Below are 25,685 nucleotides of genomic sequence, written 5' to 3'. Positions count from 1 at the left end.
ATAGTTGCCCAGGCCCTGAATAAGGACGGCCAACTATTAAAATCGAGTTATATGCTTATAACTTTTTAATTAAGGTGTTCGTTGCAGTACAAGTTCCGGTATGGAAGCTGTGCGGCCTTTATATTCACCGTCTTTTTCACGGTTCAAATGGATAATACCGCTGCCTTCGGCGTTCATCAGCCAGATACCGTCCGGGGTCGGCGTCCAGGTCAGGGGCTTCTCGCCCAGCCATTGCGTGACACACGCGACATCACCCGCCAAGGCGTTCGCCTGTTCCAGCAAGTCCAACGCGCACACCTGATCCTGCTGGTGCAACTGCCAGTGCCCGGCCAATTGGGCGGGGCTGGGTAAAACTTGACTGCTAGCCATTGCGTGGGCTCCTGCCGAGATGAACAACACCTGTGAAGCACAGGCGATCAAATGAGAAAAACGCGGCATCTTCTGCTCCATCATAGAGCGCGGCGCCGGAGCGCCGCGCGCTTTACATCACGCTACGATGTCGCTGGCAACCGCCTGGCCAACGGTGGTGACGAGGAAATCCGCCACGCCGTGCCCGGAGAAGTCCACGGCCAAGGTGCCAAGGTTTGTGCCCGAGGCATAGCTCAGTACAGCATCGTTGGCATGGCCGGTAAACGCACTGACGAAGTTCAGGCCTGCACCTTTGGTGATACCGGACAGGTCGATCTTGTCCGAACCCGAGGTGAAGTCAAAGATCTTGTCCGCCGCACCTGGCTTGGAATCGGAGCTGGCACCGAACACAAAGGTGTCGTTGCCGGCGCCGCCCCACAGTTGGTCCGCACCGCCACCGCCGTAGATGATGTCGTTGCCGGCACCGCCTTTGATGGTGTTGGCGGCGTTGTTACCAATGATCAGGTCGTTGCCCGAACCACCGAACGCGTTCTCGACGGTAACGCCCTTGGCGATGGACACGTTGCCCACCAAGCCGCCAACGTCGGAGAACGAGGCCTCATTGAGGTTGATCTTCTGGTTCTGGGTGAAGCCGGAGAAGTCCAGGGTGTCGTTGCCGCCACCGTCCCATACCGAGAACACCAGCTTGTCGGCATTGGAGGCGGCGCTGTAGAAATCACGCCCGGTGTTGGAGTTGAAACCGTAGGTGGTGTCACCGGCACGGGTGCTGTAGTTGGCGCCGTAGAGCTCTTGGATCGCGGCGATGTCGTCGATCAGCGGGCCCGAGGCGTACGCTTCGACGCCGCCTTTGGTGAAGTTCTGGTTGGTGTTGCTCTCGCTCCAGTAACTCATGACGCTGTAGCCACGCGTGTCCTGTCCATAGTCCGCGTCTTTGTAGGTCGGGTTGCCAGTCCCGGCGTTGTAGTCGCCAGGGTGAGCCAGGCCCAGGGTGTGGCCGATTTCGTGGGTCAGGGTCTGCCGGCCGTAGTTGTTCAAGTCCGGGGTCTTGTTCGGCGTGTAGCTGCTGTTGGTCAGGTACCACGAAGTGCCGTCGTAGCCTGCGCCGGTGCCGGGCAGGTAAGCGAAGGCTGCCGCGCCGTCCTGGCCGCCGCTGTAGTTGCCGAAGGTCATGTGCGTGTCGCCGCCCGAGGCGCTTTCGGTAAAGCTCACGTTGGCGACATCCGCCCAGGATTGCATGGCCAGTACGGCCTGTGCTTTCTGCTGGGTGTTGAACTGGCTGAACCCGGAGATGCCATGTTTGTTCATGGTCGCCGAGGAAGCCGAGGTGAGGAAGGTGTAGGTCAGATCGATCTTGCCGTTGTGGTTCACATCTTTGTACGCGGCGCCATCACGCAGCAGGTGGTCAGCTGCCTGGTCCACCGTCCAGGACGGTTTGCCATTGACCGTGAGGTTGCCGCCACGGTCATACAGATGGCTGAAGCTATCGATTTGCGAGTAAGCGGTGCTGGCTTGCGCTGCAGAAACAATAGCTTTGTCTTTTACTTTTGACATAAACGTACTTCCTTGTTTGCAAGTGCATCAGTCTTTGGTCGATAGGAACCCCGCGGGCGAGATCGTCCTATCACTCGCCTCTTTTGAAGGCGTATCGAAACTGACACAACTTGAAATCTTTCGTCTACAAATATTTCCGCAGTGAAAATGTGACGTGGATTCAACTTGAGGAAGTCGCAGGCAGTGTTTATTGGGGACAATTGCGTTTGCGCAACAGCGCCGGCCCGAGTGATATTTAAATATTAAATAGCAGTAAAGCCGCTCAACTTGAGCGGCGCACTTGGATAATGGATCCAATATATTGTCACGGTGTCATTGGCGACATTAAAGAGCCACTACTTACTGTATTAATTAGAGTTGCCCCCTATTACCGGGACACACGCCAACCCGACTTACGTAATGCGTTCAATAATGTGTCGTCGGCCAACCCTGGCACCGTGACGCCGTCTTCGGTGGTCATGTCCTCGCCGGCCAGCATGGCGTTGATGATCGCCTCCTCGACCGCCTCTGCCGCCGCGCTGAACAACGGCGAAATATGGTCGTTATTGACCATCTGCAACGCGGTGCTCAGCGGTAGGTTTTTACGCCCATAATCCGCCGGCGGCAGCTCCCGGTTGCCGGTGGCGAACGCCAGGAACAGGTCGCCGCTGGAATCCTCGGTGCCGCCACCGGTACGTGCAATACCAATGGAGGCGCGTTGCGCCAGGCGCTGACATTGGTGTGGCAGCAAGGGCGCGTCGGTGGCGATGATCACCACAATCGAGCCCATGCCCGGTGTGCCGCGCGCGGCGAACGGCGAAGGAATGTCCATCAGTTGGCGGCCTACCGGGTAACCATCCACCCGCAGCTCCTGGCGTTTGCCGTGGTTGGCCTGCACCAGTACGCCGACGGTCCAGCCGCCCTGCTCTGCCGGCAAGCACCGCGACGCCGTGCCAATGCCGCCCTTGAATTCGTGGCAGATCATCCCGGTGCCGCCGCCCACCGCGCCCTCCTGCACTGCGCCGCTGTCAGCGTTATCCAGCGCCTGGCGCACATGCTCAGGCTGCACATGCTGGCCCCAGATATCGTTGAGCAGGCCGTCATAGGTTTCCATCACCACCGGCATGCACCAGTACACCGCCGGGTCCGCCAGGCGCTCACGTTCCAGGGCGATCAAGGTGTCACGCACAATGCCAAGGCTGTGGGTATTGGTGATGGCCAGCGGCGTGGTCAGCAGCCCCGACTCGCTGATCCACTCAAGGCCGGTAGCGTCGCCATTACCGTTGAGTACGTGATACCCGGCGAAACACGGCTGGTGTCGCGCCTCGCCCTCGCGCGGCTGCACCACGGTGACGCCGGTGCGCACCTGTTTGCCGCCGATACGCGTCTTGAGCGTACTGTGGCCGACCCGGACACCCGGAACATCGGTGATGGCATTCAATTCGCCGGGCGTGCCCAGCCCCAACGTGATGCCCATTTGACGTGCACGCATAGCCACTCCTTACAATTTTTGATACGCCGGACTCAACCGGCCACTGATGCAATACAAAATCACCGACAGCGCCAGCAAGCCGATGATGATCATGATGTCGCGCACTGACGCCGCGTAGATCAAGGTCACCAGCAGATAACCCGCGCCCAGCACGGCCAACACTGCCGGCAGGGGCCACAACGGCATGCGATAGGGATGCTCGCGATCACGCAGCAACACCCGGCTCATCAGCGCGCACAAGGCTACCGCCAGGTACACCAGCATGATCAGCAAGACGCTGAACGAGGTGAGGTCCGCCAGGTTGGAGCTGAAACTCAGCAACGCCGACGGGATGGCAAGGAACAGCGTCGCCAGCCACGGTGAATCCCAGCGCGGGTGAATGCGCGTGAACAGTGTGTTGATGCTCGGCGTCCACAGCGCATCGCGACCGCTGCTGAACACCACGCGGCCAATCTGGATGACGATGGCGACAATCGCGTTGAACACTGATAGGAAAATCCCCGCGCTGACCAGCCGCGACAAGGTTTCATTGCCATGGCTGGTGAGCAGGTAGCCGATGGGGTCCGGGCTGCTGATCATCGCACTCAACGACGGCGCGCCGATCAACAGCGCGGTGATGGGCACCAGTTCGATCACCACCACCAGCCCCAACGACCACAACACCGCTTTGTGTACGCCTTTGCCGCCGCACTTCATGTCTTCGGCCAGCAACACGGCCGGGCCATACCCGTTGTACGAGAACAACCCAATACCGACCGCACCGATCACCAAGCCCCACGGCGCCAGGTGCAGCACGCCGTTTTCGGCGATTTGCGGCGCAAACAACACGCTGGCCGGCTGCACCGGGTTACCAAAACCGATACACACAATGACCAGCAATGCCGCGATTTCCAGCAACAAGCAGGTGCCCGTGATCCAGGCGTTGAGCTTGATATTGAGGATGCCCAAGGCGTAGCTGCACACCACGATGACCAGGGCGACGGTTTGCGAATCGAATGTCGTGCCCAAGGCATTGTTCAAGTAGGTCGCCGCGCCAGTGGCCAGCACCGGCGGGATAAACAGCAACATCACCAGCACGGTCAGGAAGGTCGCATAACCGGCCATGCCGCCAAATACCCGCTTGGCGTACACGTACTCGCCACCGGCGCTGTTGTGCGCACGGCCCAGTTCGGCGTAACAGAAGGCGAACATCAGGGCGAGTAAACCGGCCATGACAAATGCCAGGAATACGCCACTGCCCGCTTGCTGGATGGCAAACGGTGCAATCACAAACACGGAACTGGCCGGCGTGACTGCCGAAACGGTAATGGCCACCACATCGAACACGCTCAGGGTGGGTTTGAGCACGCCGTCTGGCGCGGGGGAAGCACTCATGTCGTTATCCTCTGTCGTTGTTTTTGGTCTGAGGCAGAAACGAAAAGTCGGGCTTTTGCGGGTTATGTTTCCCACTGGATGGATGAGAAAGTAAACGCTGCGTTTATGTCAGCCAATTCCCCTATTGGCGTACTCCCCTTGACGGTACTCGCTAAAAGCCGAACCCTTGGCCGATCTTTTGATGGCCGGAGCCTGTGATATGAGCCTGTTCAGAGAGGTCGGCATGCACGCAGGCCTGGGCCGCACCGTCGCGCACATCGGCACCGAGCGGTTCTGGAAGCAGTTGGTGCTGTTGCTGCACCAATGCCTGCCGTTCGATAACGCGCTGGCGATTTTCTATCCTGCCGACGGCCCACCCCAGGCCCTGGAGGAATACGACGCCCAGCCCAGCAGCAAACCGGCGTCGATGCTGGCGTACCTCAACGGCCTGTATTTGCTCGACCCGTTTTACCAGGCCTGCCGCGAAGGCTATGCCAGTGGTGTGTATCGACTGGAGGAAGTCGCGCCGGACCATTTTCGCCAGAGTGAATACTTCCTCAACTACTTCCACGACAACGTGCTCGAGGACGAGGTGCAGTTCATCCTGCAAGTGCCGGGTACAGGGACATTGTCGTTGTCGCTGGGCATGCACAGGCGGTTCAGCGTTGAGGAAACCGGGCTGATGACCCTGCTGGCGGCCTGGGTGCTGCCGTTGATGCAGCAGCATTGGCAGCAAAGCACTCAGCGCGCGCCGGCCATGGACAGCCAGATCAGGGATGCGCTGAGCCATTTCGGCAGTGGCGTGCTCTCGGACCGCGAACTCGAAGTGGCCCGCCTGATACTGCGCGGGTTCTCATCCAAAGCCATGGCCGAGCGCCTGAAGATCTCGCCGGACACCGTGAAGGTGCACCGGCGACACCTGTACGCGAAGCTGGATATTGCCTCACAGCCGGAGCTGTTTTCGCTGTTTATCCAGTCGTTGGGGCATGACCTGGAAAATCCGTAGCCATAGCGCTGCTCTGATTCGCGGGGCATTGAACCTAACCAAAGTGTCAGGTATACCTCGTGCATGAGCCAACTCACTATAAACGTCGTTTCACCTCACTCCGACGATGCAGCCCTTTCAATGTCGCAAAGTTTATCGACATTGATTGGCCAAGGCGCGTTGGTCCGCGTGATCAGTTGCTTCACGACATCGACATGGGCCCCTCGGCTTGAGGCGTCAACGCCCCTAAATGCCATCACGTCAATCCGCTATCAGGAAGACCTCACGTTTGTGCGCCAACTGGGGTCTCAAGCCACCCTGCACCACTTGGGTATGGTCGACGAACCTCTGCGCCCGCCCAGCGAGCCACTGTCTCACTCGGCCCATGGACCCGATAGCCCCTTGGTACAGGTGCTGGCCGATGCGCTGAGGCAGACGGGTTTCCCACAAGGTGTCTGGATGGTTCCCATGGCGGTCAGACATCCAGACCACCTTATTGCACTGTGGGCAGGCCTTGCCGCAGCCGGGAGTGGCCCGCTGGTGATTTACGAAGATATGCCCTACGCATTAGCGTTCACGCCCGATGAAATCGCTCGTCAGACACGCCACTTCAGCCAGCTCATCCAACGCCCTCTCCTGCCGGGGACGCTGGGGCAATTTGATGCACGGCGGTGGAGCGATTTGATCGCCTGCTATGCCTCGCAATTCTGCGCGACAGAAGTTGCGCAATGGGCTGCTCAAATCGAGTCCAGAGGCGGTGAGCGACTGTGGCTGACCGCACCGGCAGCCGCATTGCTCCTCCCACCCTCAGGTTAAATCCTTGGCATAAATGACGAACTCTCCACACACGAACCCATCGAAATACCTGCGGTAGAAGGTGGGTGAACGTGGGTCGGACCATTGCATGCGTGCAAAGGTGTGGCCACGACGTTGAAGGTCTGTCATACACGATTCGAGCAAACAACGGAATGCGTTTGCGCTGCGGTGACCGGGGTGAATACCGGCAGGGCCGATGACACCCAAAGGCGCATTATTGGCGCCTGCTACGCAGAATCCCATTACCTGCCCTGCGCGCGCAACGACATAGGCGATGGGCTCGGCGCGTCCTAATGCCATCCGCACTTCTGCCAGAAATGCCGGGAAATGCTCACCGCAAAATGCCATTAATTGCTGCGCTTGAACCTGCGTCGTGATCGCACAAATTTCCCCATCGGAACACGGTGTGCTGAACGACTGGTGCTGAAGATCGACCCCCATATCATAGGTATTGACGACGCCACTGTAGCCCATCGCCTGTGCGAACTTGGCGATAGCCAAGTCATTGAGAGGCGCCCCGGGGTATAGATAGTTAGGCAGCGAGCAGTACAGCCAGAGACGGGAAGCCTCATCACTGCTGGCTTGTGACTCAGCAGCGCGTATCAGCCTGGAAGCGACTGCGCGACGTCGAAAAGCAGGGTCCACCAGCAATGTCCGTACGCCCGCAACCCGGCGCCCTGCCGGCCCATGTACAGCCATCGAAACCGCGCCCACCAGGACCCCGGACACATGACAGAGAATAAGGCGTTCCACCGGCAGTTCGGACTTCGGGTATAGCTTCTCTTCAATGAGCGCCTGATGCTGGCGGAACTCCGGCATGCACCTGCGCGCAAGGCGTCCAATCGATGCGGCCTGGGCCACCCGCTCGCTGTAGGTGAGCAGGGTTTGTACAGAAAATGACTTATCCATGGCGCAATACCCCCGGCCGCTCATGTAAGGACGTTCTCGTTGAGAGAGCGTTTGAGATTTGCGTGAAAGTACTGCAGTGCATCTTCGTTACGGCCAAAGACAAAATGCTCGATTGCGCCTGACTCAATCGAATGCTGCACCAAGGCGGCGGTGGAAAAATCCTCGTCGTACACTGACTCGCACAAAAACGCCCAGTTTTTATCCCACAGGGTTTGTGCCCGGTCCGCCAGTTTCCCATCAGGTCTTAGCAATGCTGTGCGCACCACGCAATTGCCGGCGCTGGTGCCGGGGTAAAAGCTGTAGACCTCGACATGATGGCGCTGAAGCAAATAGACCGTATTGGGGTACAGAAAATAAATCAGCAAAATATGCTCGCCAATATCGTCGGCCCCGACCTCTGTTTCCGCTCGAGCCAGAGAGGGACGAGCGGCGGCGATGCGCGAATGACGCTCAAGGCGGTCATGCACCATGACCGCTCGGTAAAAGTGGGGGGCGATAGTTTCCTTGTGAAGCGTGGCGACATGGAAAATTTCTAAAAAAGTCTCCACCCCCAACTTCCAGTTGAACGGCAACCTGTCTTCACGCTGGTGCGCAATCTTTTGCATGCGCGGTAAGTATTCGGCCAGGTCTTGATCCATCTCGCGCCCCAGAAAAGCAGACAAATCACAGGGTTCAGCGCCAGGTAACTGAACCCAGATAAGACCATGCCTGACCTGCACACAAAGCGCCTTGAGCCCGACATCTTGGCGATCAAGACCCTGGAAAGCGGCGGTATTGGCCACGGACAGGCACGCCCCCGAATTGTCATAAGCCCAGCCATGGTATTGACAGACAAACGTCTTCTGTTTGCCATGTGCCTCGCGGCACAACCTATTCCCACGATGCCGGCAGATGTTGACGAGCGCACGGATTTCCCCGTGCTCATCCTTAGTCAGTAACACCGGCACACCAACCAGTTCCCGTGTGATGAAAGACCCGATGTCGGGCAGTTCTGCTTCATAGCCTGCGATAAACGGATATTGCGTAAAAAGCACCGACTGCTCTGCCTGAAACACCGCGTGATTTTTATAACCGTCAACAGGATGAAACTGATAGGTCTCGGCAAGCGATGAGGTACTGCTGCCAAGCAACACCTTGAGTTGTTCTGCAATCTCTCTTTTCCTCTGAGCGCGCATGGCGTAACTCCTGTTATTGGATCGTGAACTCCCATTGCCTTTCAGGAAGTCAGCCCTGCTCCGGGTAGAGCGTCGCGTCGGGCCTCCAGATAATCGGGGTCGTTCGACCATCCTCGTATAACCAGGGGCGCCGTCGGTCCCAGTCGATCTCTACGACTTCGCAATTCTCCAATTCGACCCCCAACATGGTTTTGAAGAAACCGCGGTGACCGATAACCGCAACTGATTCGCAAGGCGTCGCTTTGAGCATCTCCCAGGTACGGCCGACCCGTTCAGCGAGCGGTTCTTCCCCGCTCCACCAAGCCTGCTCGACACCGGACAAGTCGAACTCTGGAAAGGTACTGGCCAGGTGCCCTGGCGCCGAGCCGACATCGCACTCATGCACAACGTCCTCCCGCAAATGTGTCGATACCTGAATGATCGAGCTCAACCCACATAAGCGGGCGGTCTGCAGTGCTCGTGAATAAGGGGATGTAAAAGCAGCGTCATATACGCGTCCCTTGAGCCAGTTCTTCAGTTGCCGGGCCTGGTGCTCGCCAATTAATGTCAGCTCGGGGTCCGGCATCGTCGGACGCGCGGCGCCCGCCAGCCAGGCAGCATTGAACGGCGTCTGACCATGGCGGATAAAAGTAATGTGCATCCGTACCTCCTTACTGTCGTTTTTTTTGGGGCGCAATGCCGGTTTTAAAATAAATCAGTGCTACCACTAACGGCAGCACATAACTGATCGGTATGCTGATCCACACTGCATCCACACCCAGTCTCGAACGAAATAAATAAATAAAGGGCAAGCAAATCAAGAACTGCGTAATCGAAAACGTCAGCAAGGGCACGACGTAAACTTTATTGGCACGCAGTACGCCAAATAACACAACCGAAGAACTGAACAGCACAATGAAACCCGCAGCGAGGGTGTTGAGATGACTGCCAATCCTGCGTGCCTCCGGGTCGTGGGGTAATAACCAATCAAAAATCAGTTCTATCGAAAAAATACTAATGATCACCAAGACCGACGTAATTAATACATTGCACGAGACCGCCGCTTTGGTGAGCTCCCCAACTTCTTTACGGTCACCGCGGCCCAACTGCTGCGCCACCAAGGCCGAAGTGCCCGAGGCCAGCGCCAAGGCGGGCATCTGAATGTAATTCCATACTTGCGTGACGACCACGTAAGCCGCTGTGCTGGTTGAGCCGAAACCATTCACCAAGGCGAACAACATCAACGAATACACTGAGCCGAGAAAAATTTGCAGGCACAAAGGTGCCCCCTCTTTTATCATCTCTGCTGTTGTTTTGATTGAATAGCCCTTCATAAGGAGATAGTGAATACCTCCTTTTAGAATCGGGTGGCGACGGTGCATGTGCAACAGTAAACCTGACAGTGCCAGTGTTTGGGAAAGAAATGCTGACCAGCCCGCCCCCCGAATCCCCAGGGCTGGCAACCCTCCCCAGCCGAGTATCAATAGCGGCGTCAACCCCGCGTCCAATAACACGGCGACAGCGATCCAGGCGAAAGGGCTCTTTGTTTCGCCCACGCCTCTGAGTGCCAGCATGACAAATAAGAATAACAGCATGGAGAACATAGACAGGCACATGACGCGTAAATAACTGACGGCCATCGCCCGTGAGTCAACAGGCACGTTGATCAATGAGATAATCTGCGGGGTAAACACCCAGACAGCCACACTCAGAAACACAGCCAGGACACTAAAACCAAGCATTGTCTCGTAAAATGTTTTTCTAATCGTATTGATATGGGCCGCGCCAGCAGCACGGCCAACTTGCAGCATGACTGCATTCGGCAACCCCGACAGTACACCAATGATCAAAAAGACAACCATATTGGCATTTGAGGACGCTGCCAGCGCAGACGGCCCCAACAATCGGCTGATATAGGCGACATTGATAGATCCAGTAAGCGACTGCAAAAAACTGATGGCGAGCACGGGCATACTGAACATAAGAAGTGCAGCAACACGGCTTATAAAGGGCTGTGCTCTCACGTTCGATCCCGCGGCGGTGCGTCAAGGCGTTGATCCGTCGGGAGTAATTGCTTCTGCAAGTTAGCAATCTGCCAATGCAACTGGCTTCTCAATACCGGGTTGACCGCCAGGAACGTTTCATAGCGTTCAAGCAACCAGCGGCATTCCTCAATGCGCCGTTCGTGATTGGCGACACCCGTGAGCCTGGACTGGTGATGATTGTGCAATCGAAGGTGCGCACCAGGAACAATGCCCGCTTGAAAATCGGCAAGTACCAGGCGGAAAAAAAGATCCGTGTCCTCTACGGTACGCAAACGCTCATTAAAACCGCCGACTTTCTTTAAACAATCCGCCTTTACTGTTACCCCGAAGCCTATCCCAATTGAAAAAAGGTCCTCAAGCGCGCTGGCGTTTGGCGCGTGTGATACAGAGAACGTGCGAGTGGTGGTCGTAAATTCGGTGGTGTTCCGTGCAGAATAATTGAGCAGTTCGGCACCACACCACGTAAAGAAGACACGCCCTTGCGCACCGATTAGCGTCGCATGGGTTTCTTCCAGAAATGACGCCAAGTATTCGTCATCATCGTCAAGAAAAGTAATGTACCGCCCTCGACTGGCTTCGATGCCGGTGTTTCGCGCGCTGGCAGCGCCCTGATTGCTATTCTGATAAATTAATCGCAACGGTAAATCAGCGAATTCCTCGACAGCCGGAGCACATGACGGTGTTGAACCGTCATCGACAACAATCACTTCAAAATCCCTGAATCGTTGCGCACGCACGCTGAGCAACGCCCGTTTTAAAAGCGTGGGGCGATTGTAAGTCGGAATAACGATTGAAAAGTACGGCGCGGATCCATTCTGCAAAGCCTGCATGTGATACTCCATTCTTCAGGTGGTTGTTCGCGGCTTCATGGGGTTCGCGTCAACCACAACGCTTTCAAGGCCGTGCGATTGACTTTCCCATTGGGGGTGAGCGGTAAAGACTCAAGTGCAATGTATTGATCCGGTAACTTATGCGCTTCAAGTACGCTGCTTAAATGTTCATGTAGGTGTTCGACGCGCGTATCGTGCAACGGGTGCAATACGACGAAAGCCACTAACCTGTCGTGCTCGGCATCCCATATCACCGCAGCGGCTTTAATAAAAGGGCAGGCATACAGACAACTTTCTATTTCACTCAGTGATATCCGATAAGCCCGTCGCTTGATCAACATATCCTGTCGACCGACCAAGAAGATAAAACCGTCCGAATCAAGGTAACCGTAGTCGCCTGTGTGCAGGCGCTGCTGCCTATTCACAGTACGAAACACGTCGTTATTGTTAACGGTTTTACCACCGGTCCAGTAGCTGGCGACATGCTCCCCGGCAACCACTAATTCACCGACCTCCCCAGGCATTAGAGATGCGCCGTGCTCATCACATACCCATACGTGAGTACCCGCCAATGGGCGTCCCACGGAACCCTTTTTGGACAGATACTCTTCGGGAAGCAATATAGACACCCGTTTGCACTCGGTCAGGCCATACATAGGGAACACTTCAACGTGGGGAAGGAAACCTTGCATCTCGTCAATCAGCTGCGTTTGCAGGGTTTGTCCGGTGCTGGTGATGGACCTCAGTGCCAAACCATCACACCCATGAGGACGCATCCTGAATTGATAAACCATGACCTCCCATAAACTGGGCACCAACGGCAAAAGGGTGATGTGATCCTGCTTGATAGCGCTTACCAGCAGCGCCGACGTCGGCGCAGGGGAGCGTAAGACGACATGCGCGCGCGCCTGGCAAGCAAGAAATATCTGATAAAGGCCATAGTCAAATGACAGGGGCAAATAGCAGGCAATCACGTCATCATCGCGGTAACTGAGTCTCTGCTGAATGGCTGCAAGTACGAACTGCAAGCCACTGTCGCTGATGGCGACACCCTTGGGCTGTCCGGTGGAGCCGGACGTGTACAAAATGCAAACTGTACCGTTCTGGACATAGGGCGAATCTCGTCGGGTATCCAACCACCCTGCCGTACTCAGGGGGTGAATATTTACTGCCTGATAGCGAGGATCAGCGACCCTGTCCCCGATGATTAACGCCGGGCAACAATCGCGCAAAATGTAGTCCATTGTCACTGCAGATGTACCAGGGTCGACAATGACAAATACGCACTTCAACTTCGCACACGCAAAGGCAAGAAGGGCCGTTTGCATCGCAGTGCTATTCACTATCAGTACCCGTTCACCTGCCTGAAGACCCAGGGCATTTAGTTGCGTTGAATAAGCAATGACTGCTGAGTTGAACGCTCGGTAGGTCAGCGTAGTGGTGCCCATCGAGACAAATGGCCGGGCACCCGCCAGTGCCACCGCAACGTTCAGTAATTCAGTCAAACATACGCGATCAGTCTCCACTGTCATAAGATCACTCCCTGCTGGTCGCCTGATGGACGCTGCGCAGCACCGGCGTGTGGTCTCACAACCGGGTTCACTTGATCAGCCCCGTCGGGCCGCTGATCCAAGCGGCATATTCCTGATGGGACAGCATGGCCATGCGCTCGATAATCGATAAACCTAAACGTACGTCCACGCCGTCCCGATTCATGGAGTACAACAATTTCTCATCGGAAAATGTTCTGGGGCTATTCAGCATGTTTACGCCAAATACGACACCCACCACTTCAATGACCTGCCTCAGAATGTTTCGAAGTGCCTCATTGTGTACCGATGACCACAGCGCTTCAGGCTGTTGCAAAGCGTTGAAGTGTAAAAAAACATCCAAGTACGAGCGCAAAGAAGGTGCACTGCGAAGTACAGTGCCCGGTAAATAAGACTCTCGATAGAGGTGCAACGCCAGATTGATGAAGCCGTCCTGTTCATTGAGTACATAAAATCCGTCACCGCGTACCACGCGATCCAGCTCTGCCTGCGTCACACAATGAAACTGATCCCCGTGCCATCCCGACGTAAAGGCGACGTCCACCATAAAAGCCTTCAGCTGCTTGCCCGGTGCCAGCTTATGCAGGTGCGGAAGGTGATCGGGGCTCAAACGATACTGAAGTTGGACCGCTCGGCTGAGAGGTTTAATGGTCTCGGTGTGCCTGCTGTAGGCGCCAGGCAGGTAGCCATCCTCCGCCAGCACTGTTTGTATCGCCTTGGCATTTTCAGGGGCGACCAACAGATCAATGTCCTCATAAGGACGATGAAAGTGTTTTTTATATAAATTGGCCAGGGCCGGGCCCTTGCGTATTGCGTAAGGAATGCCTGAATGTTCCAGTAAGCCACCCAGTCGCTGAGCTTCCTGGCGATGTTCTTGTGCGCGAAGTTCTTCATGGCGCACCAACACGTGCATCGCTTCGGCCAGGCGAGCTGGAAACTCAAACGCGTTTTCGGTCAATACACTGTTGACGACAGGTAGCAATTTATTACGAATACTGTACTCAAAAACATTAGGCAATAACGTGGGAACATCAACGCACGCTGGACTACTTTCGCCCATGTAACATCTTATAACTTCAATTAATTGTTGCATGTTCGTTCTCCCTTTTCCCCTTTGAGGTCGCTAACTGCAGCCCAGCCGCTCACCGTCGCGCAGAAGCTGCCCGGAGTAACCATCATCCGGTAATGAAGCGGCAATCAAGACACCTGATGCGCCCATGGCCACAGAACGCGGTGCTGCCTCGCCCCCCATTTCAGTCCGTATCCATCCCGGGCACACCGAATTGATCTTGATGTTGTACTGGCTTTCCCTGGCCGCGAGGATCTTAGTCAGTGTATTAACCGCTGCCTTTGAGGTGCGATATGCAACCGCTGTCCCTTCCAGCTCAACACATCGGCCCATGCCACTTGAGACATTTACTATCCGTCCATAGTTGTTTAGGCGCATGCCCTCAATAAATGCATCCGTCACGGCGTAAGTACCAATAAGGTTGACCGTTAACGTGTCGGCAAACTGCGCCGCGTTACAGGCATGAACATCCCTTCTTGGGTCATCCAGGAACACGCCTGCGTTATTGACCAGTATGTCCAGCCGGCCAAATTTCCCGATGATGAACGCCCTGCAACGCTTGATGGACAGCCCATCGCTGACATCGAGAGGGAAAACCTCAACACCGGGCATGGTTGCCACCGCATGCTGTTCCGCCCCCGTGATGCCCGTCACATCTCGAGCGCAGAGCACAACCCGAGCGCCGTACGCCGCCAACTGGCGGCATATCTCAAGACCCAGTCCGCGCGCACCTCCCGTCACCAGCGCCACTTTGCCGTGGAGCGCTTGAGGGGTTGCACGGGTGTAAATCCGATCAGCTCTTTGCATAAGTCACACTGCGGTGTAGCCGCCGTCGATCATCAGGTTCGTGCCGGTGATAAATCCCGCCAGCGGCGATAACAAAAAGGCGATAGCGTTTGCCACTTCCATCGGCTCTCCCATTCTCTTCAAAAGATGCAGCCCGCCGAGATCAGGTGCGCTATCGGCGCCTGCTCGATCAAGCCCACGGTGCTCCTTGATGTAACGCTCATTGGATTCAGTCCAGATCGACCCGGGGCTCACGGAGTTCGCACGTATGCCTTTTGCCGCAAGGTCCAGCGCCATGCATTTCGTCATCGTCAGCAACGCGCCTTTGGAGGCGTTGTAAGTTGCGAAACCCGGCTGAGCAACCAGTGCAGAAATAGAGCACACGTTCACAATAGCCCCTCCTCCCCCGACGCTCATTTGCTCGACCGCAAGTCGGCTGCACAGGGCTGGGGAAACCACGTTAGTGTGTAAAACGGCATGCCATTCCTCGGGCTCAGCCTCCAAACCCTTCATCAAAAATTGGGCGGCATTGTTCACTAACCCCCAAAGCGGTTTATCAAGGGTGCGTGAAATGGTCGCGAATAATTCATGGACCTGGCCCACAGAATCCAAGTCGGCCACCAACGGAATAACGCCGGCTAACCCTTCGGTAGTTTCACGCAGCAAGGCCTCATCTCGGTCAACCGCGATAACGCAGGCCCCGCAGCGAGACAGTAGCGACACCACAGCGCGTCCGATGCCCGATGCGCCGCCGGTTACGACGATCCCTCGCCCTTTCAGGGCAAAATCGAGAGGGTTCTCGCCTTGTTCATCCGCAGCGCGGTTATAAACCTGACTCATGCTTTTGCTCCTAGCACACGCGGATGACGCCGCCGCGAATGAAGTCCGTTGAGATCTCATGGACACGCGCCAATTGAGCCTCGACGATCGTTTTCACTCGAGGCTCCAGCTCTTTCAACTTGTCGGTGGGCGCGCTTATTACAACGTTCACATCAACGGGCGATTTCAAAGGCGCCCCCTTGACCGTGGAAATACCTACCCTGCATGGATACCCAGCCGCCTCGTAAACGGTCTTGGCAATATTGCTGGCCAAAGCGTTGTAAAGCTTGCCGGTATGGTCCAGCGGGTTCTTGCCGGCCACCGCTTCAATGCTCATCTCGCGCCCAGGGGTGATCAACCCGTTCATGCGGTTTCCCCTTCCGGTAACGCCAACATCACCGGTGTCAGCTACCGTACCGGTGACGGTGAGGTAGGCTCGTTTCCAGCGACGCTCGGGGTTGATCACAAGCTCGGTAGGCTGGTCCCATCGGCTTAGCAGCCATGCCCCCAAATGCTCTTCAAGCGCATCGCATTTCTCCATGTAGTCTTCATAGGACGCCACGCAATCGGCAATAAATGGCACGTTGACCACTAACGAAAAAAGCGCACCCTTCCTCCAGCCCACGGTTTTGATATCTGAACCCAGGTAATCAAAATGCTCAGCGCCCTCTCCATGCAGCAGATACTCATCGACGTTGAGGACCATCTCCTCAAGTATCGAAAGAGGGAAATAAGCCGAGCACACGTTACAGTCGTTGGACACGAGCTCGGCATCGCTGACCCCATTCAAGTCGTTCGCATTAGCCGGCCGATAACGAGATGGCGCCTGCCCAGGGCCTCGGCCTGAACGAACTCTATTAGTGACGAGCAAATCTTTGTCCGGTGAAAAGTTGCGCAGTGTCGTCGAGAGCACACTGATGGCGGCCTGCTTGAAAATAGCCGTGACAGGAATCTCGATGTCGCCCACCCAGGTCGCGGCTTTGCCGGCCAGAATGACCTCGTAAGGGGTGAGCAAGCGGCCCTCATTGAAGCCTATGTCGGCTTCTCCTCCGATCAACATCACCTTATCGAACCAGTGATGTGCGACGCGTCCAAAGTGTTTTATGCAGAACTGGCAGTACAGAACCGACGTCAATTCCGATATTTGATCGCACAAGGTATCCGGGTGCCCGTAACCTTTGCGCTCGACTGTTTCCGTGCCTGGCCAATCTGCTTGATTGCTTGAATCCGTGACGATCGATACGTTGCTCATACTCAACCTCTCCTTGTTAAGAAACCCACTTTTGCGGGGCTTTGAACAGTCGCTGACATACATAGGAAAGGTCTATCTTCTCAGCACCCGCGTTGCGTGCTTTAACACTTAATAGCGCATCAAGTCCGATCGGCGCCGCATTAGGACTGTCTTCCACTTCGAGCTTCACTTCCAGCCGAATTTCCATGCCGAGAAACCCTTCTGTGACGATATTGATATAGCCAACCTTTCTATCTTTTAAAGAGGGAACGTAGTCACTTGGGCCAATGCCCAACATTGACTTATCTATATCCAGCAAGTCTGAAAGCGCCGCAGCTTTGGTATGTCGCTTTGCCGCGCTTCTGTCCCCGTCACGCATATTCAGGAAGTCACAGTTGCCGCCAATGTTCAGCTGGTAGGTATTTTTTACCTTCAGCCCGCGCTCTTTGAATAGTTCAAGCAACACTTGATGGACCGTTGTGGAGCCGACATGACTGCGCATGTCGTCACCCAGCAACACCAGGCCCGCCTCTTTGAACGCCATCGCAAATGCATTCGAGTTGGCGAGCACTGCGGGCGTGCAGTTAATTAGGTTACAACCTGCATCCAGTGCTGCCTTTGCATAGAGCTCTGCGGCCTGTTGAGAACCGACCGGCAAATACATAATAAGCGTTTCAACTTTATATTCTTTCAAGGCTTTTACAACGTGCGCCTGATCGCAGGACCTGGATTTCGGATCCACCTCAATGCAGGCTTCCAGTGCCGGGCAGAGACCATCCAAGAGCGGGCCAGCAATGACCGGCGCATTGAGAGGGGGCAAATCAATATAAGATGTCGTGCAATTTGGCGCCTGGCTGACCGCGTCAGATATATCTTTACCGGTCTTTGCCACGTTAACATCGAACCCCAGCACAGTGCGCAGTCCGGCAATGTCCTCCCGTGTTCTTGGCGCAATTAATGAGGTGAAACTTAATGTTCCAAGACGCGCTGCCTCAATACTCTGCAGCAAACTCCACGCGCAGTTACCCACTCCAACGATTGCAATATTCATCGTTATTCCCCTTGATTAAACGTGCAAAATTCTGCACTTGACGTAACAGGCGCACTGCGACAACCGCTAGAACATCAACACCACGCCCAGCTTCTTTGATACTCATCAGACGCTATTTATCGTGCGCCCTCAGAGCCTTGCTCTCCCGCCGCTTCCATTGGCAACTCTACCCCCCCCCATTGACTGGCCAAACGCCTGAACCATCGAGCAAATAACGCGGACAGTTCATTACCTGACTCGCGACTCATGAGTCCACGCGAATAGTCCCAGGAAAAAATAAGCCGATTGGCCGTGAAATAGACCCCGCCACTCATGGGGTATACGCGCGTTGCGTCTTGCGTGAATCGGGCGGTGTTAAAGGTACGCTGGCTTTTTTCTACTCCGAACACGGAGCGGTCCTGATTCGGCTGCAACTTTATATTGAGTGAAATTTGCGGAAGGGGCAGTTCGCGCATACTGTTGCGCACCGAGGTGTCGGCACCGATCTCTCTTAATACTCCATAACTTTTCCCCGTGCGAAGCGTGTTCAAAAGCGCGTGCCGGCCCTTGATCGCGGTTTCGCCCTTGGCAAATGCCGGGAGGATGACGGGGACAACTTCGCTCAACCAGCCGACTGTTCGCCGGGTATCCGCGCCCAGTACACTTTCCCGACCATGGGTGACCAACCCCAGGTTGACCGATGGCACGCCAAACCAATCACACAGCGCGTACCCGACGGCCATTAACACCAATTGAGCAGGGGTTAAGCCTCGCTGGGACAAGACTAAAAAGAACAGCTCTTTATTCTCGATGAAGATGCTGGAAATACTGTAATCGGAGCAGCATTCCTGATGCTTCACCCTGTCATCAGATGCCCGCGCAAACAGCTTGGAAGTCAGCTCCCACGGCTGCCGTTGCCAGTATTGCAACTGTTGTTCTGCTCGCTGGTTCCAATAACCGATGCAGCGTGCTGAGTAATCCGACAATGTGATTGAAACGGGAGCAAGTGTTAAAAGTTGCTGGCGGCGGTGTGCCTGATAAAGATCGAGCAATTCATCATTAACGAGCCGAAAAGAGAGGTCATCCACTATCAAGTGATGGGCAATGACACACAGGAATCCGCGTTCAGATTTTTTCAATCCTCCTGCCAGCACGCGGACTAGCGCACCTGAAAAATCCAGTGCGGTAACGACGTCCTCCAGCACATCGTTTACTTCTGCACCGGCTTGCGCTTCGTCTTGCACATCCGAGTCAATCCACGTGATAGGCAACTCATCCAGATTCGGCTTGATTGCCTCGCACCACCCAAGTGGCGTCATGCTCCCTTGCAAGCGCAAACCCTCGTGGCGATCACACAGAGCACGTACAGCGTGTTCCAGCGCATCTCGATCAAGCGGACCATCAAGCACCCACAATGGGCTGCAGACCGTCCATGCACGCAGCTGCTGCTCCCTTTTGAAAAAGTAGGAAAAGCGATTGGCGGGCGGGAACATTGCAGGATCATGATGGGTGACGATAGGTGGCCCCTTATCGTTTTGAGCGCGCAACACATTCATCAAATCGCCGACAGAAGCACAGCCCTGCAGCAGGGCGAATGGGTGCGTTGTGCCAAATGTCAGCGCAAGGGCACTGGCATATCCACTTAACGAGGCAACACCGTTCGGCAAATCGGTAATTAACCGTTCAGGGTAGACGTCGCGGCTGCCCGTCATACGCCATAGTAAGCAGGTAATTCGGGCTTCAATATCAATGCTTTCCATAGCATGTACCTTGCGCTGTTAATCGTTTTAAAAAGGTACGGCATACCCAGAAAAATCACGCAGGTACTGTTGTACGGGAGTACCGAATTCATCCGCCGTAACTTTTCCGTCTCGCAAGTGTGCCGCCACACCGTAAGGTCCAGAAAGATGCGCAGCAGCAAGCACACCTGACAGCGTCACCTTCTCAGGCAACGGAATAGCCCCCTCGAACTGCTCCATTAGAATATGGAAGTTGTGCTGCAGCAGTTCACGAATAATAAGTTCCTGCTTATCACCGTTTAACACATCCGCCAATGCCGTAACGCCCGACTTCCCTGTGAACACACCCTGCCATTCGTTGACATCAGTTGCAATAACCGCCGGCACTTCGGTCTGAATAAGTGTTCGCGTTTTTCCGTCCAGCCAAGTGTCCTGCGGGACATCGCCTCGATATATTATTTCAAGCCCCGGTAAAAATGGCGAGCTGCTACTATCACTCCGTGCGGGCTGATAATAACCAAGTGCCTGTAGCGCAGCCTCGCCAAATTGATAACCCACAAACCCGAGAGCATTGATCGAGTGATATTGCATGTTATTAATACACGCGGGATCAGCAGGATCAAATAAATGAATCACGCCTAACGTTTGGAAATACTCATTGACCGTCATCTGCGCCTGCACAACCTGGCCTGTGGCTGGGTTGCGCAGACAACGCCCTGGCTGAGTAACTTTTACATAGGCAATGACCGGAACATCCACGTTTTCGACGTACCAATCAAACCGTGATGGCGATAGCCCAGACTCCACTGCCAGCAGTGTCATAAGGAACATGTCGAACGTTTTATGTGATTGCACGTCGCCGTCTCCATTTAATAAGGTGCCCACGCACAGTACGGTGTTACTTGAACCGCTCAGCTCAGCGCTTCCACTGCCTCAATCACCAAGGCCACTTGCAGTGTCAGCTCGAGATCTCCCTCCAGCCTTAACACTTTGCCACTGCACTGGCCCAGCCAGGCTTCATGTGATGCACGCGACCGTCCTGGCCGGCCGCCCTGCTCGTATTGAGCTGCCCAATCGATAAAAGCAGGATCAATATCCGTATATAAACGCCGCTCCCGCTCTATCAATCGCTGCACACGTATTGATGTATCCAGCACCCTGAATACCACTAGGTCAAACGCGTTTTCCAACGCGCTTCCCCAATTGACAATCGAACCGGAGACAACACTATTCTGCTCACCGCCCAAGGCATCGAGCATATTTAACAAGCGTGTTGTTTCATCTACCTTTCGTGTAAAGGGCGGCGTCTTGTCCAACCATTGAAAGTCGTCCGTTTCAAGGTGACGCCATGCTAGTTGTACAGCCAACGCGGCCGACAACGTCGACGTGCCGGAACCTGGTCCACCCATGACCAATACGCGCAGGGGCCTTATTTTAATTGCCGAAGCTGCAGTGCTCATCTTTATTCGTCACACATTAAATATAGAAACAACTTACAGGTTCGTGACACTTAACGAAACCCCTTAATCGCATCAATTCCGATAGAACGTCGTAAACTGTCATTACTGTACATCAGTTTGGCAGAGAGCAAATCTCTATATAGCCGCTCAACCCCCAACGGTGCATCGGCGCGATACCCTTTGCCCAGACCGGACAACTCCAATATTTTATCAACAATAACGACCACTTGCTCCGAGACATACACCTTCAACCCATTGACCCGTGTAATCAAATCAAAGTCAACGCCGTCAGTCGAGTGGCATAGAAATCTCTTATAACATTCGACGGTATGATCCAGCATGCCTTCGATAGCCAGTAATTTGACCTTCACGTCTGCAATTCTTGACACGTAAAGATCAGACTTTAATTTAACGCCTAATACTTGCTTATTGGCAGCATCTTGCTCAAGCATTCTGTCAAACAGACCTTGCACCGCTCCCAGCCAACTGGCGGCCCAGAGAATCTGCCCACTCGGTACAAAGTGCCTTAAAGCCATCAAGCGGTAGTTTTCGGGAAGAATATTCTCGGAGCTTGTCTTTATCTGAAACGTCATAGGGATGCTTTGCGTGCCGCGCACCCCCATAGCGTCCCATTCACCGGTGGATTCAACACGCCCATCCTGTCGGCTGACGAGCACAAACCTCACATCCGTGTCAGGCGCCTGCTCATCTGCCCTCATGGTGACCAGATAGTAGAGCGATTGAAGGCCGTAACTGACCGTTGGTGCGGTTCGCTCGAATGCGATCCGACCGTCCTTCTGCGTCATTATCGGTGCGAGCGCTCGAAAGATGTCGCCCCCCTTCCCGACTTCGGAGGTGACCGAGGCAATCAATACCCCCTCCTCGACCACTTGCTCAAGTGCCTGGACCGCAGCCCGACTTAGGCTCTGGGCTAACACTGCGACTTGCTGGGAGTGCATGCTCCAGATCAACGCTGTGGAAAGACACCCTTTACCTATCACCCGCGCGACGGATGCCAACTGTTCAATTTCCAACCCCAGTCCGCCGGTCGCTTTCGGCACGGCCGCACCCATCAGGCCGTGGCGACGGATAAGCGCAAGATTTTCTACCGGAAACTGATTCAATTTATCGGCGCTTACTGCTCCCTCCAACAGCTGCGAACGGCTGGCTTCTTCCAGCGAGGTCAACATTGAGTCAAACATGCTCATGGTCCCCGGCACTCGATTGCACTCCACAGGGTGTGCACCGTATCGAACATTTCGGCGCTGAGTTCCTCGTCAGCAATAACAATGCCCAATTGCGTCTCCAGCTCTACGAGCAGACTGATCGTATCCAGGGAATCGATGCCTATTTCAGTGAGGTAAGTTTCTGGAAGCAATTGACTGCCATGCTTGTTGAAACCCTGCAGGACGCTGAGGAACTTTTCGTAGGCGTCCTGTGATACGTAATCATGCTCTTGCATCTGCACACTGCTCCCAAACTAATTTTAGCGCGAGGGCGCGCTTGACTTTGCCCTTGACGATTAACACTTCGACGGGTATTGGCTTGCCCAGAAAAGCAACGAGGCTGGCGGTAAGCCCATAAGCCCCGACATTTTCAATGGTGAGCAACTCACCCTCTTGAACAGGCCGTAGTGATACATCTCGCGCCACAATATCCAGGGGCGTGCAAAGCGGCCCTACAACGGTGGCCAAGTGCGCCGCCTGGTGCTGAACGTGCGTGCACTGCAACGGTACGATGTCTACCTTTTGGCGCAGTGTTCTACTCAAACCAGACATCCCGCCCAGACAATGCACGCCCGCATCGGTCAAGATGAAATCACGACCTTTACTTGACTTGTTTTCCAGCACCCGAAAAATAAGGGTGCCCGATGAGGCCGCCAGAAAACGCCCCGACTCGAACCAGCACTCAATGCCCCGATCCGAAGCTTGCAACACTAGGTCGTTGATCCGTTGCTCAATACTGCCTAAGCAAACCTCACCTTTTTGCGCATAAGGCCAAGGAAATCCTCCACCGAAATTGATCACGGACAGTGGGCAACCCAGCACTTGAGCCACCTCGTCCAAGACGGCGAGGGACGTCTCGCAGGCGTCGACGATGTTCTGCAATGGTTCTATCTGAGTGCCCAGGTAGGTGTGGACCCCCATAAGCCGCAGGTGTGTCAGCCCTTTGATGGTGATTTTGTTTGATTGGATATGCTCGATATCCATTCCAAACTGCGAAGCGACGCCGGTCATCGACAGTCTTGCACTGGCACGAATATGGGGGTTTACCCGAATGATCACGTCCGGTTTCAGGCCTGACAGCTCCGCCTGCTGGTCCAGTAATACCAACTGAGAAACCGACTCTACGGAAAACTGTCGGACGCCATGCGCCAAGGCATATCTCATCTCTTGCGGTGTCTGAGCAGGGCCGCCGTATAACACATGACCACGCGCCTCAGGGCTGACGGCATTCAACTCGGCAGTCGAGGTGACTTCTACCCCCACTCCCTCGGCGGAGAGCTCATTGGCCAATAACGGATTTGCCTTGGCTGAGTAAAACAGCTTGGCCTTCGACGTTACAGTTCGGCGTAGTTCGGATAACCGCAATTGGACGGTATCCAAGTTATAAACGTACAAAGGGCTGCCGTAGCTGGCTACCAGTGTCCGAAACAGATTGGCGTTATCCACGACCAGCTCCTTCATGTCCATGGGCACTCTGAAATCGGCTCAAATCATCAGCACGAGGCGTGGCCGCGAGTGAGCGTGGAACGGTCATGCGATAAATAACCGGGTCAACAAATCACACGCGCTCGACGTATGGTTCAGCCCATTACTCATCAAATAAGAGGGAACGGTGTGTGCCGGGACATTCGCCGGCGGTAGCCCGTCGTTCGGGATCAAATGCTTCAAAAACGGTGCGTGGCTGATGCCTGGAATTTCTATTTGTGGAAATGAGTGCCTACGATAAAGTGCCACGCCCTCTTCGCTGGGCAGTAACGTGAGCGCGGGCTCATCCCTACTGTCGGTCGCATCCAGATAGATAATCGCGCACAACGGTTGGCGGGCGACAATCCGAATGTCATACATAGCCTGCAACTCGAACGGAAAAACATGCACCACCGGCGGCAGTATTTGATCCTTACTACACGGCAATACAATGCCTTTGCTTAACGGATGACTAAGCGCCACCGACGGTGCATTGTCCTTATCCAGATTCAGCTTGAGTACGCCGAGCATGTCGGTTCTGATGCGCAAGGACCTTGGCCAGCCCTGGCAGCTCCAGTGACCACTCTCGTATTTCACGGAGACATTGTCGTTACTGATAAAGCCGACGCCAAAACGACGCATCATTGCCATAGCCAGCGTAGTCTTGCCGCTCTTTTTATCGCCGGCCAAAATGACCGAACCTGCACGTGTTGAAATCGCGGCAGCATGCAAAAATTGATGCCCGGCGGCCAAATTTTCAATTCTTAGCAAATGGGAAACTATTCTGGCGACCAGCAACGGCGCGAAGGCTTCCTCATCACAGGTGAGGCAGATTTTTTTAGTGTGATGATCCACCGATACCTGCTGCCTGGGTTCACCCTCACCGCTGAATATTTGATATTCACCACTTGCGTCTGCAAGAGCAGGGGTGACCCATTGCAAGGTCCAACCTGCAGGGGGAGACTCACGAGCCTCAATGCTGACAAAAGGATCTAACAATATCCCCAGGCGCTCAACCAGGTCCGCCGGCATAAGGAGTGCCAGATGGGCCGAGTCTACAGTTGCCACCCACGACGCCACTTCAATCCTAGACATTTGCTTTGTCCTTGAGTGAGTCGTGCAAACAGCGCTGGGCAACATCACGCTCGACGTGAGCTTGAGCCATCCATAACGACAACATCTCGCGCGCACTTACGGCCGATGTGGCAACGGCAGTAGTGGAGGAAAATTCAGATAAAGCAGTGCCCGTGCGATAATCGACACGGGCACCGATGAAAGCAATCGATGCCGCATTCGCGCACTGCTCGTCTGCTTGACTATCCCCGACAAACATACAGTCTTGAGGCTTGGCGTTAAGCACCCGCATGATGTGCAGTAAGCAATCAGCGTCAGGTTTAGCCTTTCCTTCAGCCGCGCACACCGTCACAGCGAACACACCCTGGAGCTTGAGTTTTTTAAGATCAGCCTCAAATCGTTGACGGGACCTTCCCGTCGCCACGCACATCACGACACCCTCGCGGTGAAGAGAGTCAAGTATCTGCGGCATGCCTGCCTTCAAACCCGCGGCGCGCTCAAGTAAAGCAAAAGCGATAGGTGCCCGCGCACGAAAAGACTCAGCCTGAAGGGCTGGTAAATTGCTCGCGACCGCCTCAATGAGGTTGCCTCCCTCAAACGGGCGCGTCAGTAGTGCGGCGATGGGTTCACTTAACGGGATACCAAGGGCGTTGAGTACTTGGCCAGCGGCAACTTCCAATAAGCCTTCAGAATCATATAACGTGCCGTCCCAGTCAAAAATAACCACTTTCCTGGCAGTCATTTCCTGAACCTC

General features: G+C 55.0%; 25 protein-coding genes. 2 read left to right on the top strand and 23 right to left on the bottom strand.

The annotated features are described in order from the left end of the window. Positions 1–69 precede the first annotated feature (69 nt). The 4 genes from ACA065_RS14585 to ACA065_RS14570 all read right to left on the bottom strand — a co-directional run bounded on the left by ACA065_RS14585 (position 70) and on the right by ACA065_RS14570 (position 4,765). Complete coding sequence (locus ACA065_RS14585; protein WP_497695351.1) at positions 70–438, bottom strand: protease inhibitor Inh/omp19 family protein; 369 nt, start codon at positions 436–438, stop codon at positions 70–72. A 48-nt stretch (positions 439–486) separates the two neighbouring features. After that, on the bottom strand, positions 487–1,920 hold the full coding sequence (locus tag ACA065_RS14580) for a serralysin family metalloprotease (protein WP_497695125.1): 1,434 nt from the start codon (positions 1,918–1,920) through the stop codon (positions 487–489). Between the two features lie 367 nt (positions 1,921–2,287). Then, positions 2,288–3,391, bottom strand: coding sequence for a DmpA family aminopeptidase (locus ACA065_RS14575; protein WP_497695124.1), 1,104 nt, complete (start codon positions 3,389–3,391; stop codon positions 2,288–2,290). Positions 3,392–3,400: 9 nt separating this feature from the next. Next, a complete protein-coding gene (locus tag ACA065_RS14570) occupies positions 3,401–4,765 on the bottom strand; it encodes an APC family permease (RefSeq protein WP_497695123.1) in 1,365 nt (454 codons plus the stop codon). 199 nt (positions 4,766–4,964) lie between these two features. Between ACA065_RS14570 and ACA065_RS14565 the strand changes: the two genes are divergently transcribed. Together ACA065_RS14565 and ACA065_RS14560 are read left to right on the top strand one after the other, a co-directional pair. Beyond that, positions 4,965–5,750, top strand: a complete 786-nt coding sequence (locus tag ACA065_RS14565) for a helix-turn-helix transcriptional regulator (protein WP_497695122.1) — start codon at positions 4,965–4,967, stop codon at positions 5,748–5,750. A gap of 63 nt (positions 5,751–5,813) precedes the next feature. After that, positions 5,814–6,545 carry a PIG-L family deacetylase gene (locus ACA065_RS14560; protein ID WP_497695121.1) on the top strand — a complete coding sequence of 244 codons (732 nt, stop codon included), beginning with the start codon at positions 5,814–5,816 and terminating at the stop codon, positions 6,543–6,545. Here the strand turns inward: ACA065_RS14560 and ACA065_RS14555 are convergent. From ACA065_RS14555 to ACA065_RS14465, 19 genes are all read right to left on the bottom strand, one after another. Beyond that, entirely contained in the window at positions 6,537–7,454 is a 918-nt protein-coding gene (locus ACA065_RS14555; protein WP_497695120.1) for a GNAT family N-acetyltransferase, read from the bottom strand. The genes ACA065_RS14560 and ACA065_RS14555 overlap by 9 nt on opposite strands. Positions 7,455–7,474: 20 nt before the next feature. After that, a complete protein-coding gene (locus ACA065_RS14550) occupies positions 7,475–8,629 on the bottom strand; it encodes an aromatic ring-hydroxylating oxygenase subunit alpha (RefSeq protein WP_497695119.1) in 1,155 nt (384 codons plus the stop codon). Between the two features lie 49 nt (positions 8,630–8,678). Further along, a complete protein-coding gene (locus tag ACA065_RS14545) occupies positions 8,679–9,269 on the bottom strand; it encodes a histidine phosphatase family protein (protein ID WP_497695118.1) in 591 nt (196 codons plus the stop codon). A 10-nt stretch (positions 9,270–9,279) separates the two neighbouring features. Next, positions 9,280–10,632 carry an MATE family efflux transporter gene (locus ACA065_RS14540; RefSeq protein WP_497695117.1) on the bottom strand — a complete coding sequence of 451 codons (1,353 nt, stop codon included), beginning with the start codon at positions 10,630–10,632 and terminating at the stop codon, positions 9,280–9,282. Continuing rightward, entirely contained in the window at positions 10,629–11,483 is an 855-nt protein-coding gene (locus ACA065_RS14535; protein ID WP_497695116.1) for a glycosyltransferase family 2 protein, read from the bottom strand. The genes ACA065_RS14540 and ACA065_RS14535 overlap by 4 nt, the downstream gene beginning before the upstream one ends. Positions 11,484–11,518: 35 nt before the next feature. Further along, positions 11,519–13,015 carry a class I adenylate-forming enzyme family protein gene (locus ACA065_RS14530; protein ID WP_497695115.1) on the bottom strand — a complete coding sequence of 499 codons (1,497 nt, stop codon included), beginning with the start codon at positions 13,013–13,015 and terminating at the stop codon, positions 11,519–11,521. Positions 13,016–13,082: 67 nt separating this feature from the next. Next, positions 13,083–14,126 carry a nucleotidyltransferase family protein gene (locus ACA065_RS14525; protein ID WP_497695114.1) on the bottom strand — a complete coding sequence of 348 codons (1,044 nt, stop codon included), beginning with the start codon at positions 14,124–14,126 and terminating at the stop codon, positions 13,083–13,085. A gap of 30 nt (positions 14,127–14,156) precedes the next feature. Further along, a complete protein-coding gene (locus ACA065_RS14520) occupies positions 14,157–14,909 on the bottom strand; it encodes an SDR family NAD(P)-dependent oxidoreductase (protein ID WP_497695113.1) in 753 nt (250 codons plus the stop codon). Positions 14,910–14,912: 3 nt separating this feature from the next. Next, entirely contained in the window at positions 14,913–15,728 is an 816-nt protein-coding gene (locus ACA065_RS14515; protein WP_497695112.1) for an SDR family NAD(P)-dependent oxidoreductase, read from the bottom strand. Between the two features lie 10 nt (positions 15,729–15,738). Then, positions 15,739–16,959 carry a methionine adenosyltransferase gene (locus ACA065_RS14510; protein WP_497695111.1) on the bottom strand — a complete coding sequence of 407 codons (1,221 nt, stop codon included), beginning with the start codon at positions 16,957–16,959 and terminating at the stop codon, positions 15,739–15,741. A 16-nt stretch (positions 16,960–16,975) separates the two neighbouring features. Then, the gene (locus ACA065_RS14505; RefSeq protein ID WP_497695110.1) at positions 16,976–17,989 is read right to left on the bottom strand and encodes an inositol-3-phosphate synthase; all 1,014 of its coding nucleotides are present in this window, start codon (positions 17,987–17,989) and stop codon (positions 16,976–16,978) included. A 116-nt stretch (positions 17,990–18,105) separates the two neighbouring features. Further along, a complete protein-coding gene (locus ACA065_RS14500) occupies positions 18,106–19,728 on the bottom strand; it encodes a condensation domain-containing protein (RefSeq protein ID WP_497695109.1) in 1,623 nt (540 codons plus the stop codon). A 27-nt stretch (positions 19,729–19,755) separates the two neighbouring features. Next, the gene (locus ACA065_RS14495) at positions 19,756–20,562 is read right to left on the bottom strand and encodes a hypothetical protein (protein WP_497695108.1); all 807 of its coding nucleotides are present in this window, start codon (positions 20,560–20,562) and stop codon (positions 19,756–19,758) included. A 56-nt stretch (positions 20,563–20,618) separates the two neighbouring features. Continuing rightward, complete coding sequence (locus tag ACA065_RS14490; protein WP_497695107.1) at positions 20,619–21,167, bottom strand: P-loop NTPase family protein; 549 nt, start codon at positions 21,165–21,167, stop codon at positions 20,619–20,621. 50 nt (positions 21,168–21,217) lie between these two features. Then, entirely contained in the window at positions 21,218–22,369 is a 1,152-nt protein-coding gene (locus ACA065_RS14485) for an acyl-CoA dehydrogenase family protein (RefSeq protein ID WP_497695106.1), read from the bottom strand. A gap of 2 nt (positions 22,370–22,371) precedes the next feature. Beyond that, positions 22,372–22,629, bottom strand: coding sequence for a phosphopantetheine-binding protein (locus ACA065_RS14480; RefSeq protein ID WP_497695105.1), 258 nt, complete (start codon positions 22,627–22,629; stop codon positions 22,372–22,374). Then, positions 22,616–23,839 carry a type III PLP-dependent enzyme domain-containing protein gene (locus ACA065_RS14475; protein WP_497695104.1) on the bottom strand — a complete coding sequence of 408 codons (1,224 nt, stop codon included), beginning with the start codon at positions 23,837–23,839 and terminating at the stop codon, positions 22,616–22,618. Before ACA065_RS14475 ends, ACA065_RS14480 begins: the two co-directional genes overlap by 14 nt. 84 nt (positions 23,840–23,923) lie before the next feature. After that, positions 23,924–24,952: a DEAD/DEAH box helicase family protein gene (locus ACA065_RS14470; RefSeq protein WP_497695103.1), complete on the bottom strand. Its 1,029-nt coding sequence runs from the start codon at positions 24,950–24,952 to the stop codon at positions 23,924–23,926. After that, a complete protein-coding gene (locus tag ACA065_RS14465) occupies positions 24,945–25,673 on the bottom strand; it encodes an HAD family hydrolase (RefSeq protein WP_497695102.1) in 729 nt (242 codons plus the stop codon). The genes ACA065_RS14470 and ACA065_RS14465 overlap by 8 nt, the downstream gene beginning before the upstream one ends. Positions 25,674–25,685: the final 12 nt, after the last annotated feature.

It is taken from the genome of Pseudomonas sp. LBUM1640 (assembly GCF_059716225.1).
This window is presented reverse-complemented; position numbering and strand designations above follow the sequence as displayed.

Bases quoted from the DNA above. Each gene is read 5' to 3' on its own strand.
- ACA065_RS14505 (WP_497695110.1), bottom strand. From the start codon at position 17,989: ATGAATATTGCAATCGTTGGAGTGGGTAACTGCGCGTGGAGTTTGCTG.
- ACA065_RS14550 (WP_497695119.1), bottom strand. From the start codon at position 8,629: ATGCGCGCTCAGAGGAAAAGAGAGATTGCAGAACAACTCAAGGTGTTG.
- ACA065_RS14470 (WP_497695103.1), bottom strand. From the start codon at position 24,952: ATGTCTAGGATTGAAGTGGCGTCGTGGGTGGCAACTGTAGACTCGGCC.
- ACA065_RS14565 (WP_497695122.1), top strand. From the start codon at position 4,965: ATGAGCCTGTTCAGAGAGGTCGGCATGCACGCAGGCCTGGGCCGCACC.
- ACA065_RS14480 (WP_497695105.1), bottom strand. From the start codon at position 22,629: ATGCAAGAGCATGATTACGTATCACAGGACGCCTACGAAAAGTTCCTC.
- ACA065_RS14555 (WP_497695120.1), bottom strand. From the start codon at position 7,454: ATGGATAAGTCATTTTCTGTACAAACCCTGCTCACCTACAGCGAGCGG.
- ACA065_RS14535 (WP_497695116.1), bottom strand. From the start codon at position 11,483: ATGCAGGCTTTGCAGAATGGATCCGCGCCGTACTTTTCAATCGTTATT.
- ACA065_RS14545 (WP_497695118.1), bottom strand. From the start codon at position 9,269: ATGCACATTACTTTTATCCGCCATGGTCAGACGCCGTTCAATGCTGCC.
- ACA065_RS14585 (WP_497695351.1), bottom strand. From the start codon at position 438: ATGCCGCGTTTTTCTCATTTGATCGCCTGTGCTTCACAGGTGTTGTTC.
- ACA065_RS14500 (WP_497695109.1), bottom strand. From the start codon at position 19,728: ATGGAAAGCATTGATATTGAAGCCCGAATTACCTGCTTACTATGGCGT.
- ACA065_RS14570 (WP_497695123.1), bottom strand. From the start codon at position 4,765: ATGAGTGCTTCCCCCGCGCCAGACGGCGTGCTCAAACCCACCCTGAGC.
- ACA065_RS14465 (WP_497695102.1), bottom strand. From the start codon at position 25,673: ATGACTGCCAGGAAAGTGGTTATTTTTGACTGGGACGGCACGTTATAT.
- ACA065_RS14580 (WP_497695125.1), bottom strand. From the start codon at position 1,920: ATGTCAAAAGTAAAAGACAAAGCTATTGTTTCTGCAGCGCAAGCCAGC.
- ACA065_RS14560 (WP_497695121.1), top strand. From the start codon at position 5,814: ATGAGCCAACTCACTATAAACGTCGTTTCACCTCACTCCGACGATGCA.
- ACA065_RS14490 (WP_497695107.1), bottom strand. From the start codon at position 21,167: ATGAGCACTGCAGCTTCGGCAATTAAAATAAGGCCCCTGCGCGTATTG.
- ACA065_RS14485 (WP_497695106.1), bottom strand. From the start codon at position 22,369: ATGTTTGACTCAATGTTGACCTCGCTGGAAGAAGCCAGCCGTTCGCAG.
- ACA065_RS14525 (WP_497695114.1), bottom strand. From the start codon at position 14,126: ATGCAACAATTAATTGAAGTTATAAGATGTTACATGGGCGAAAGTAGT.
- ACA065_RS14510 (WP_497695111.1), bottom strand. From the start codon at position 16,959: ATGAGCAACGTATCGATCGTCACGGATTCAAGCAATCAAGCAGATTGG.
- ACA065_RS14515 (WP_497695112.1), bottom strand. From the start codon at position 15,728: ATGAGTCAGGTTTATAACCGCGCTGCGGATGAACAAGGCGAGAACCCT.
- ACA065_RS14575 (WP_497695124.1), bottom strand. From the start codon at position 3,391: ATGCGTGCACGTCAAATGGGCATCACGTTGGGGCTGGGCACGCCCGGC.
- ACA065_RS14520 (WP_497695113.1), bottom strand. From the start codon at position 14,909: ATGCAAAGAGCTGATCGGATTTACACCCGTGCAACCCCTCAAGCGCTC.
- ACA065_RS14530 (WP_497695115.1), bottom strand. From the start codon at position 13,015: ATGACAGTGGAGACTGATCGCGTATGTTTGACTGAATTACTGAACGTT.